The organism is Streptomyces sp. NPDC001732 (assembly GCF_053596315.1).
The window spans coordinates 1-7,750 of sequence record NZ_JBSFFY010000126.1; the positions used below are offsets into that span (position 1 = coordinate 1).

General features: G+C 67.1%; 7 protein-coding genes and 5 pseudogenes. 9 read left to right on the top strand and 3 right to left on the bottom strand.

Translation table 11 applies throughout. The features are described from left to right. Positions 1 to 494 precede the first annotated feature (494 nt). From ACWCXX_RS39805 to ACWCXX_RS39840, 8 genes and pseudogenes are all read left to right on the top strand, one after another. Complete coding sequence (locus tag ACWCXX_RS39805) at positions 495 to 617, top strand: DEAD/DEAH box helicase family protein (protein ID WP_451136020.1); 123 nt, start codon at positions 495 to 497, stop codon at positions 615 to 617. Between the two features lie 19 nt (positions 618 to 636). Continuing rightward, positions 637 to 813, top strand: coding sequence for a hypothetical protein (locus ACWCXX_RS39810; protein WP_451136022.1), 177 nt, complete (start codon positions 637 to 639; stop codon positions 811 to 813). Positions 814 to 2,253: 1,440 nt separating this feature from the next. Continuing rightward, the gene (locus ACWCXX_RS39815) at positions 2,254 to 2,838 is read left to right on the top strand and encodes a helicase associated domain-containing protein (RefSeq protein ID WP_451136024.1); all 585 of its coding nucleotides are present in this window, start codon (positions 2,254 to 2,256) and stop codon (positions 2,836 to 2,838) included. A gap of 21 nt (positions 2,839 to 2,859) precedes the next feature. Continuing rightward, positions 2,860 to 3,027, top strand: a pseudogene (locus ACWCXX_RS39820) (helicase associated domain-containing protein); the annotation flags it as partial. Further along, positions 3,004 to 3,327, top strand: a complete 324-nt coding sequence (locus ACWCXX_RS39825; protein ID WP_451136032.1) for a helicase associated domain-containing protein — start codon at positions 3,004 to 3,006, stop codon at positions 3,325 to 3,327. The pseudogene ACWCXX_RS39820 and the gene ACWCXX_RS39825, both read left to right, overlap by 24 nt. A gap of 535 nt (positions 3,328 to 3,862) precedes the next feature. Then, entirely contained in the window at positions 3,863 to 4,012 is a 150-nt protein-coding gene (locus tag ACWCXX_RS39830) for a hypothetical protein (protein WP_451136026.1), read from the top strand. A 325-nt stretch (positions 4,013 to 4,337) separates the two neighbouring features. Further along, the gene (locus ACWCXX_RS39835; protein WP_451136028.1) at positions 4,338 to 5,360 is read left to right on the top strand and encodes an ArsR/SmtB family transcription factor; all 1,023 of its coding nucleotides are present in this window, start codon (positions 4,338 to 4,340) and stop codon (positions 5,358 to 5,360) included. 164 nt (positions 5,361 to 5,524) lie between these two features. After that, positions 5,525 to 5,644 (top strand): annotated as a pseudogene (locus ACWCXX_RS39840) (IS5/IS1182 family transposase); the annotation flags it as partial. Positions 5,645 to 5,669: 25 nt separating this feature from the next. Here the strand turns inward: ACWCXX_RS39840 and ACWCXX_RS39845 are convergent. Both ACWCXX_RS39845 and ACWCXX_RS39850 read right to left on the bottom strand, forming a co-directional pair. Next, positions 5,670 to 5,830: pseudogene (locus ACWCXX_RS39845) on the bottom strand (RacP protein); the annotation flags it as partial. 2 nt (positions 5,831 to 5,832) lie between these two features. Continuing rightward, positions 5,833 to 5,964: pseudogene (locus ACWCXX_RS39850) on the bottom strand (DUF6192 family protein); the annotation flags it as partial. 457 nt (positions 5,965 to 6,421) lie between these two features. Here ACWCXX_RS39850 and ACWCXX_RS39855 point away from each other — a divergent pair. Then, positions 6,422 to 7,624, top strand: a complete 1,203-nt coding sequence (locus ACWCXX_RS39855; protein WP_451136030.1) for an alpha/beta hydrolase — start codon at positions 6,422 to 6,424, stop codon at positions 7,622 to 7,624. A gap of 42 nt (positions 7,625 to 7,666) precedes the next feature. Here the strand turns inward: ACWCXX_RS39855 and ACWCXX_RS39860 are convergent. Next, a pseudogene (locus tag ACWCXX_RS39860) lies at positions 7,667 to 7,750 on the bottom strand (transposase); the annotation flags it as partial.

Here is a 7,750-nt window from a genome sequence, read left to right on the forward strand (position 1 = left end):
CAGACGGCTCGACGGGCTCGGAATCGGTCACGTTGTTGCTGGTCATCGATGCATCTTCCATGATCGGGAGTTACACCGAACGTTTTACAGTCCCTAGACCGGGGCTTCCTACCCCGGTCTCTGGTCTCTTGAGTCCTTGTCAGGAGGGTTCAGGGGTTGACAGGGGCGGCCTTGTGTAGATTACAGACTGGCGGTTCAGAACCACTTCTACAGTCAGCGTGCGTCACTCTTGATGCCAGCTAGATTAAGGAGCGTGAGCCGACGCCCTGCCGCTGTCCTTGGGGTCGTTTTTCTGTGTCTTGGTTGTCGCTGAAAATGCATGTTGCTGCACAGGGATCTGGGTCTTTTCAAGCTCGGAAATATATCTGAAGCGGTCGAGGAGGGGAAAATTTTGGTGACGCTGAAGGAGTTGTTTCCGCATCAGGTAGAGGCGGTCGACGCGGTTCTGAGGGTCTTGCCGACACCTGCGAGCGGACACCTGCCGGCCGAGGGACTTGCCCCAGGTCATCGCCGCGACCGGCTCCGGGAAGACCCTGATCGCCGCCGCGGCCGCCGAGAGACTCGGCGCGCTGCATGTCCTGGTCCTGGTCCCGACACTGGAGGCGAGCGGCCGGTGAAGCGGACGCAGGATGCGAAGTGGGCCCTCAACCTGGCAGCGGCGCGGCGGAGCTGGAGGTGGAGGAGACGCTGCCAGGCCGGCAGGGCAGCGCTGACGGGCCCGTGGTGGTCAAGCTCGACAACGTCCGTAAACGCGTCACCAAACTCCCCGAACAACGCCGCACCGACCTCGACCAGCTCGGCATGCGCTGGTAGAAGGCCGGGGTAGAGAACGCGAGAGGGGCCCAGGAATCAAGATGGGGATCCGGTTCCCTTCCCGCGGCCTGCAGTCATCGCAAATCGCCCAGCAGCTGCCTGGAAAATTCACTCAAAGGGCTCGGGAAATAACCGGAATCTACGCGACACCTCTGAGTCTCTGAAAGCCATCGGAAACGATTTCTCATCAATTCACACCTGCAGTGGCCGTTTGGGCTACCACGGAACGATACGGAATCCCCGGTGGGTGCAACTGAAGAGCGCACTGAGGCGGACACTTCACTAGCAGGGAAGTACCCGGAGCCCGAACCCGAGCCTCAGAAAGGCGCTCACAGTGCAAATAGTAGCCAGCTTTATATCCCGGATATATGCCGTCCCAATAACCTCGTAGATAGGCAGGGCTGCCAACTGGGAGCGGCCCCCCTGTAATTATCGAACCGTTGCACGGATAATTGTTCCCAACATTGAAACCTACTTGATAGCCGTCATGGTAGCCTCTGGAATAATCAGCTGAGTCATCTTGATGGATGCTTTGTGCGCTCTCTACTGGTGCGGAGTGCGGCGCCGCGGAAGCCCCTGCAGGCAAGAAGGCGAGAGTAGCCGCAAGGAGTACTGGGCTGAGCCGGAAAATCAGTCGTCTGCCATCCATGATTCTTCCCTTGGGTCGGCTCGATTCGGGCAGCTATTCCTCCTGCAGGCATCGCGCCATGGGGCAGGTCGCTTCACCTAATCGACCGCCAGGTGTCATCCTTCTACTCTTCCAAGGCTGCCCTCCAGCCCCAGTGTTGTCATATCGAAACAGGCCTGGGTGCCGCTGAACGTAGACCCGCCGCTGTCGCGAGATGGAGCGGCCCGCCTTCAGCTTCCTTCACGCCTGCTGGACCTTCCCCCTCACCGTGATCTACACAGCCCGCGTCCTTCCCGAGACCAGTGGCGCCGTTGCACCACTTCCTGCCAGCAACGCGATCTGCTCGGCGTCAGCAGTAACCAGGAGTCCGCTGTTCTCGATCCGCTCGGCGGACAGCAGCCGCGGAAGCAGTGTCGACTCCGCGTGAGTATGCCAGCGGCATACTCCTTTTCCATTGCCTGGGCCGCGGCGAAACGAGAAACATCCGTAAGCCGAGCTCCGTGGGAGCTCTCACTTCCCTGACCCGGTAATCCTCACCCAGTGACCAGGCAATCCTCACTGCTTGTCCAGCACCAGCGCCGGGCCATCACTGCTCATCACCCCATAGAACACCCCCGATCGTCCCGGCCCACGGCACCCGAGGCCGGACACCAGACTGAGAACCATCCCGGACACGGAAGCGAGAACTCCCAGACACCATCGAATCGCTCGCGGACCCTCGCGTCCGCAGCGGCCGGGAGCGCGACGCCGAGGACCAGAACGAGGGCCAGGAGCACGACGGCCAGGAGGACGAGGACGCCGAGGGATCCGGGGTGCAGCCGCAGGTGAGCGCGGCGGCGGGGGTGCTGCGGTTCAGCGAGGAGCGTGACCCGGCGGTGCTCGCGAGCTTCGTGCGGCTGCGGGTGATTGACCCGGAGGGCGCGTACTGGCGGCGCGGGATTGAGGCCGCGGCCCGGTGGCTGCGTGAGACGGGGAATGACCGGTTGCGGGTGCCGTACGCGTACGGGACGCCGTCGGAGTGGGCGGGGGCGGGCGGGTATCCGTTGGGTCGGTGGCTGGCTTCCCAGCGGACTGCCTACGCCGACGGGTCTCTGGAGGCCGGGCGCGTGGTGGAGCTGGAGGCGCTGGGGATGGTGTGGTCGGAGCGGGACGCGGGGTGGGCGGACGGTCTGATGGTGGCCCGGCTCTACGCCGAAGCGCACGGGCACTTCCTGCCCCCGACCACGGCAGTCTGGGGCGACTACCCCATCGGCGTGTGGGCCAAGAACGCCCGCGCGGCGGCGCGGCGGGCGCGGGAGAACGACGAGCTGCGCGAGGCCGGCCGTCCCGTGGCATCGTCGGCCGGGGCGATGACGAAGGCGCGGCAGGACGAGCTGGACGCGGTCGACCCGGGGTGATGCCCGGCGTGGGACACGACATGGCAGCGCCGTCTGCGTCTGGTCCAGGCGCACGTGCGGGCCGGCGGGGCGCTCCCGATCGCGGCCGGGGCGGTGGTGGTCCAGGGCGAGGATCTGGGGCGGTGGGTGGCCGCGCAGCGGGACGCGGAGGCGTGGGGGCGGCTGGTGCCCGCGCAGCGGCTGCTGCTGGAGAGCCTCGGGCTCGAACCGGCCGGGAAACGGTCATCGGCGGGTCGGGGGCACGACGCCAAATGGGCGCTCAGCCTGGCGGCCGCGCGGCAGTTCCACGCCCGTGAGGGGCACCTTCGGGTGCCTCGGAAGCACGTCGAGCACCTGGCGGCTGAACCGGACGCGTCGGGCCGTCAGGGGGGCGCTGGCGAGGCTGTGGTGGTGAGGCTCGGTACGTGGGTCGACAACGCCCGGCGGCGCGGCGACCGGCTCACCGAGGAGCGTCGGGCGGACCTGGACGCGCTCGGGATGCGCTGGTAGGCCGGGCGCGGCGGGGAGGGTGTGAGGGGCGGGCGTGCGGGCCCGCCCCTTTCGCATGCCGCGCTTCGCGGCCCGGCCGTCCGGCCCGGCGCCGCCCCGCCCCCTGCCCCGGGTGGTACCTCTCTTCCCGGCTATCGCGGGGATAGAGGTGTCGGCGTGGGGTGGGGGCTTGCCCGCCGGGGCTGACCTGCGCAAACAGCCGGTGTCCGATTTGGGGGGTCACACCTCCGGTAGTACCTCCGGTCCCCTGCCGGGTGCACTCCTCCAGCCCCCTGTGCAGCCCCCTCCCGGTGCAACCCTTCCCGGGGCCGGGGAGGGGGCGGGGGCGGTGCTCGCGGCGGCCCGGCAAGCTCTCCGCGAGGGCGGCTTGCCGGGCCCGGGGGTGGTCCGGGCGGGTGAAATTCCCCTCGCGTACGCGGGCGCGATTCTAAGCGCATAAGCCCAACTTGCCCTATTTCCCTACCTCTTTACATGACTTCTGACGTTATGCCACGTTCGTTGCGGTTGGTTCGCTGTTGGGCCGAAGGGAGTAGCCGTGAGCGAGGTGTCGACCGTGTCGTCGGTCGGGCAGAACGTCGACGTCGATCCGGGCCGGGTGGCCCGGGGCAGGCCGATGGAGGTCGTGGGCGGCCGGCTCACCGGCCTCTATGGGTCTCGCGGCCCGTGGCACAGGCCGAGCTTCTGACCTGCACGTCTCACGGATATGCCGCCAGGCGCCAAGAGCAAATGAGACTGTCACGAGAGCTGTCCCTGACAGGCCCGTGACTGTCCACCCCGATCGGTGTGCCGTTCGGCGCACTGCCCGCTGCCCGTGTGCCGAGTGGTCTGGATACGGCGTGGCGATGAAACGGGCCCCTCGCCAGGCCGGCAAGACGATCCTCATGTCCCCCCTGCCAGTCGGCCATTCCTTTCGGGCTCCGCCGAAGCGCCTGACGCGAAAGGATCTAGGCATGCCGTGCGCGGGGCGGTTGAGTCGGTCCTCGAAGGGTGGCGAGCCGGGGAGGCTGTCAGTGTTTCGTGTTCACTTCGACCAGGAGGACCTGGCCCGGACCAGGGTGATGGACGCCTGGGGGCCACTGGGCGAGACGTTCCTCAGCCTGACCACCTTGCAGCAGCCCGCCGGGCCGGCAGTGTTCGGCGGATGGCGTCAGCGGGTACGGCAGTCACGGGCACCCATCGCGCACCCGGCCGCGGCACTGTTCCAGGGCGGCTTCGTGGACCTGTTCACCGTGACCGGCCCGGCCACCACCTGGGAGGAAGGCCTGGAGGCATTGCGTGCCGCCAGCCCCAATCTGCTGGGGCAGGAGCTTGCAGGGGCGAGAGTACTGCGCGAGCACCACACCGGGCGCAGCGACCGGTGGACGGGCCTGGCGTGGGGGAATCCCGCGCATGACCGTGCCGACCGGCGGGCGCTGGTGGACTTCCTCGACACGTACCACCAGGTGGCGGTGGCCCCGTACTGGTCGCGTATCCGAACTCGCTTGCAACAGGAGCAGGCCAGCCGTGCACGTGTCTATGCCGAGCAGGGAGTGGAGGCGGTGCTGGCGGGGCTGCCACCGGGGTTCCGCTGGCGCTCTCCGGTCCTGGAGATCGGGCGCGGTAAGACGGTTGACGATCTTCACCTCGGTGGGCGGGGCCTGGTGCTGGTGCCATCGGTGTTCTACCAGAACAGGCCGACCGTCTTCTTCAGCCCCGTCGACGACCAGGCGCCGGCGGTGCTGTTCGTGCCCGTCCTACGCACCGCCGGCGATGCCGCCGGGGTACTGACCACCGCACAGGAGGACACGCTCAAAGCATTGGAGGCGCTGCTCGGCCGCACCCGCGCCCGAACACTGGACGTAGTCGGACAACGCCCGTGCACCACCAGTCAACTCGCCCAGCGCCTGGACATCTCCCTGGCCAGCGCCAGCGAACACGCCACCGTGCTACGCCGCGCGGGGCTGATCACCACCACCCGCCATGGCAGCGCCGTCCACCACACCCTCACCCCCCTTGGCACCGGCCTGCTCAACGGCACACCCCAGGTCCCGTGAGCGGCAGGCCCGGACGCCACAGAAACGGCCGCAGACACTCAACCGTGTGACGGGCGTAATACCGGGCGGATGACCGGGAAACCGTCATGTCCGGTTCGGCGGGAGGCCGCGCGGAACAGGACCTGCCACGGCAGACACCTCACCGCGCGGCCGACCCAACCGTATGGCTCCACCAGTTCAAGCGACTCCGGATCCGCTACGGGATACGGGCCGACCTCCACCTGGGACTGCTCCAACTCGCCTGCAGCATCATCTGCTTGAGACGACTCCGAAAATCATTCTGAAACAATCAGTAAAACTCCGTCACAGCAGAGCGGCCAGCCCCGACCTGACCTGGCTGGGGACAGCCCGCTTGCGCGGGTCAGCTGGGGGAACAACAGCCCTGCAGGTCTGGCCTCGAACAACACGAACCGCAGGGTCTCCGCGTGCCGCTGGGCGCCCTCGCCCCGGCGCCGTGAGGCGCGGGGCACGACTACTCGCCCCGCAGCATGCGGGCGAGCTCGTCGTCCATGTCGACCTTGCCCGTGTCCACCGCGGTCTCGATCCAGTCCAGTGTCGCCCGCACCTTGGCGACGTTCTGGTGCACGATCCCGGCCTCGGCCTCCCTCGGGCTCGAGCTCGCCTTTATGCCGCGGACCGGCGGTGCATCGTGGACGCCACGCTATGGACGGCCCACCCACGCCGTGGATCCAGGGGGTCCGTGAGTTCATCCATCGTCCCGCCCCGGACTCGGCATCGCAGCCTGAGCTGCCGCTTAATGCTGTGTTCCACATAATCAGTTCAAGGAACCGTTTGTAACAGCAGAGTGCGGCTGCCAGTCCGAGGTCCGCACGCGCCCGCACTCGCCCCACCGCCGAGAGAGTTCTCGGGCCTGCAGCACGGTCGCTGGCGTGCTCCCCCTCCCGGGTGCGCCCCGCCGTTCGGAGGAGTGGCGCCCACCCGATCAGTCACCGTCCGTGCGCCCCGCCGTCCCAGTTCCCCGGACGGCCCTGGGGCAGCGGGGATGCTGACCACCCCCGGGAACAGCCGTTCCTCAGGGTGAACAGCCATCGGAGGCGACCATGCCGCAACTGACTCTCGTCGACCACAAGGTCGAGCACACATCGACCATCCCGGCGAACTCCGGCGAGGAGATCGAACTCTTCGTACGGGAATACAAGGCAGCCGGATCCGGCGGCACCCCCAAGCCGGTTCTTATGCTCCATGGCAGGAGCGTTCCGGCACTCCCCGGCTTTGACCTCGTACTCCCTCCCAAGGGCGGCTCCTCGCACCCGGACACGAGCTACAGCTGGGCGCAGTACCTGGCGGGCAAGGGCTACGACGTGTTCATCATGGACCTCCAGGGTTCCGGGCTGTCCCCTCGCCCGAAAATGGATGACCCGTGCAACGCCAACCCGGCGCAGCGGGGCCTCCTGGAGACAAATCCCGGCACGGGGACCTGCTCTCCGACAGCGCCATACCCGCACCAACTGGGCAACTCTCAGAGCGAATGGGACGAGCTGGCCACCGTTGTCAAGTTCATCAGGGCGCGGTGCAGCAACCAGAAGGTCTCCTTCATCGGCTGGTCCGCGGCTTCGTTCGTCATGGGTCCGTATGTGCTGCAGAATCCCGGGGACGTGGCGACATTGTTCCTTCTGGCGCCCATTTTTCCCCCCGCCGGCCGGTGGTCGACGCACCCCGAAGCACCCTTCGCTCCGCCTCCTGGAACGGTTCTGCCGACGCAGCCCGAGTCCAAGCCGCCTGCGGTCTTCGGCTTCCCGATGAACCTGACCAGCAAGGCGGGCCTGCAGGGCACCATCAGTGACAAGGAGCTGGCCGACCACGTGTGGCAGGCCATCATGGACTGCGACAGCGTCGGCCAGAAGTGGGGCGGCCCCACCGCGGGGACACCCGAAGGCGTGATGCGGTGGCGCAACTCCTATTGGTGGGGATGGAATACGAGCACCGTGTCGCACGACTCCACGCTCGGCACCGCCGTGCCGGTGTGCATCGTCTACGGAGACCAGGACACGACGGCCAACACCGCGGAGGAGTTGGGTCCGGTGCTGCACTTCTCCGTTCCAACGCTCTACAAGGCGATTCCGGGTGCCGACAAGCTGATGATCCGCGTCGAGGGCTGGGACCACAATCCGGTCTGGGAACGTCGGGCAAACCAGATCCTGCAGCAGATGTCCTGGAAGTGGCTGGAAAACAAGAAAGTGTACGGCGTCGAGAGCGGAAGCTGGGCCATGGACACGGACGGCGTGGTGGCGGAGGTTGAGTGAGGCCCCAGGCCGCGGATGACGCGGGGACGAGCTAGTGCCGCATCAGGCAACGTTTGCCCTGTCGACAACGGCACGTAGGCGCCGGTCGTCGGCGTGGCAGTTTCGCCAGATGATGTAGCGGCGGAT

Excerpts from the sequence above, each read along its gene's own strand:
- ACWCXX_RS39855 (WP_451136030.1), top strand. The coding sequence starts at position 6,422 with ATGCCGCAACTGACTCTCGTCGACCACAAGGTCGAGCACACATCGACC.